Origin of the sequence: Segeticoccus rhizosphaerae, from assembly GCF_009192725.1 — a bacterium.
Lineage (GTDB): Bacteria > Actinomycetota > Actinomycetes > Actinomycetales > Dermatophilaceae > Segeticoccus > Segeticoccus rhizosphaerae.
On record NZ_VOHR01000515.1, the window covers coordinates 1 to 1,745 of the forward strand.

The 1,745-nt window shown below is 72.4% G+C and carries 2 protein-coding genes and 1 pseudogene; all 3 read left to right on the forward strand.

The features are described from left to right. Window positions 1-373 (forward strand): LpxL/LpxP family acyltransferase (locus FRW57_RS21250; RefSeq protein ID WP_476748665.1); only part of this gene is annotated, 373 nt, incomplete at its 5' end. After that, complete coding sequence (locus FRW57_RS21255) at window positions 370-1,566, forward strand: glycosyltransferase family 4 protein (RefSeq protein ID WP_152187003.1); 1,197 nt, start codon at window positions 370-372, stop codon at window positions 1,564-1,566. The genes FRW57_RS21250 and FRW57_RS21255, both read left to right, overlap by 4 nt. Continuing rightward, a pseudogene (locus tag FRW57_RS21260) lies at window positions 1,566-1,745 on the forward strand (hypothetical protein); the annotation flags it as partial. The gene FRW57_RS21255 and the pseudogene FRW57_RS21260, both read left to right, overlap by 1 nt.

The window sequence follows — 1,745 nt, forward strand, 5'->3', positions numbered from 1 at the left end:
GTTCGTGCCGCTGCTCGCCGACCGCGACCTCACCCGTGGCGGCGTCGAGGTCGACCTCTGCGGCAGCCGGGCCCGCATGGCCGTGGGTCCTGCCGCGCTCGCGGTGACCACCGGCGCGGTGCTCTTCCCCGTGACGGTCCACTACGAGCGTCACGCCGACCGGCGGCACACGGCCACGGCCGGCTGGCGGATCGTCGTCACGTGGCACGACCGCGTGCTCGTGCCGGGAGAGGGCACGACCCGCGAGAAGGTCCGTGCGATGACCCAGCAGTGCGCGGACGCGCTCAGCACGACGATCCGCGAGCACACGCAGGACTGGCACATGATGCAGGCCGTGTTCGTCGACGATCTCGACCAGGCGCGGATCCGATGAGGATCGGCATCGTCAGTCCCTACTCCTTCGACGTGCCGGGCGGGGTGCAGCTGCACGTCCGCGACCTGGCCGAGCAACTGCTGCGGCTCGGTCACGAGGTCAGCGTCCTCGCCCCGTCCGACGAGGACACACCGCTGGCGCCGTATGTCGTGAGCGCCGGTCGCGCGGTCCCGGTGCGCTTCAACGGGTCGGTGGCACGCCTCGCCTTCGGGCCGGTGACCGCGGGCCGGGTGGGGCGGTGGATCGAGCGGGGCCGCTTCGACGTGGTGCACCTGCACGAGCCCGCGAGCCCGAGCGTCTCCCTCCTCGCCTTGTGGGCGGCCGAGGGGCCCATCGTCGCGACCTTCCACAGCTCGATGCTTCGCTCGCGGGCCATGCAGGCCGCTCACCCGCTGCTGCGCCCCAGCATGGAGAAGATCGCCGGCCGCATCGCCGTGTCGGAGGAGGCGCGCCGCACCGTCACCACGCACCTGGGTGGAGACGCCGTGGTCATCCCCAACGGCGTGTATGTCGACACGTTCGCCTCCGCGCGCCCGCGCCCCGAGTGGCAGGGAACTCCCGACCGCCCCACCCTGGCGTTCCTGGGGCGGATGGAGGAATCGCGCAAGGGCCTGCCCGTCCTGGCCCGGGCGCTCCCGGCGGTGCTGCGCGAGCTCCCGGGGGTGCGCCTGCTCGTCGCCGGACCCGGCGACCCCGACGAGGTCCGGGACCACATGGATCCGCAGGTGGCGGACGCCTGCGAGTTCCTCGGGGCGGTCAGCGACGACGACAAGGCGCGGCTGCTCTCGTCGGTGGACCTCTACGTGGCGCCCAACACCGGAGGCGAGAGCTTCGGCATCATCCTGATCGAGGCGATGAGTGCCGGTGCGGCCGTCATCGCGAGCGACATCCCTGCGTTTTTGCGCGTCCTCGACGAGGGGCGGGCAGGTGTCACCTTCACGAACGAGGATGCGGACGACCTGGCGGGCCAGGTCATGGCGCTGCTGCGGGATGCCGGCCGCCGCCGCTCGGTCGCGGCAGTGGGCAGGTCGCGTGCCGAGATCTTCGACTGGTCGGTGGTCGCGGCGGACATCGTGGCGGTCTACGAGACGGTCGTGAGCGCCGCTGCGCGCCCTCGGGTCCGGACCGACCGCGACTCCGATTCGCGCTGGTCGCGGTTGTTGCGCGGTGGCCGGTCGATCGGAGGTGACTGATGGACACCCTCAGCGTGGTCGTCGTGGTCTTCGCCGTGTGTGCCCTCATCGCGTGGTATCTGTCCTACAGCGCGGCCCGGCTCGACCGGCTGCACGGGCGCGTCGAGGGCGCCCTGACCGCCCTCGACGCGCAGTTGGTGCGCCGGGCGGAGGCGACCCTCGAGCTGGCCAACTCCGGC

What these genes read in the sequence shown, in the direction of transcription:
- FRW57_RS21255 (WP_152187003.1), top strand. Translation starts at nt 370, where the DNA reads ATGAGGATCGGCATCGTCAGTCCCTACTCCTTCGACGTGCCGGGCGGG.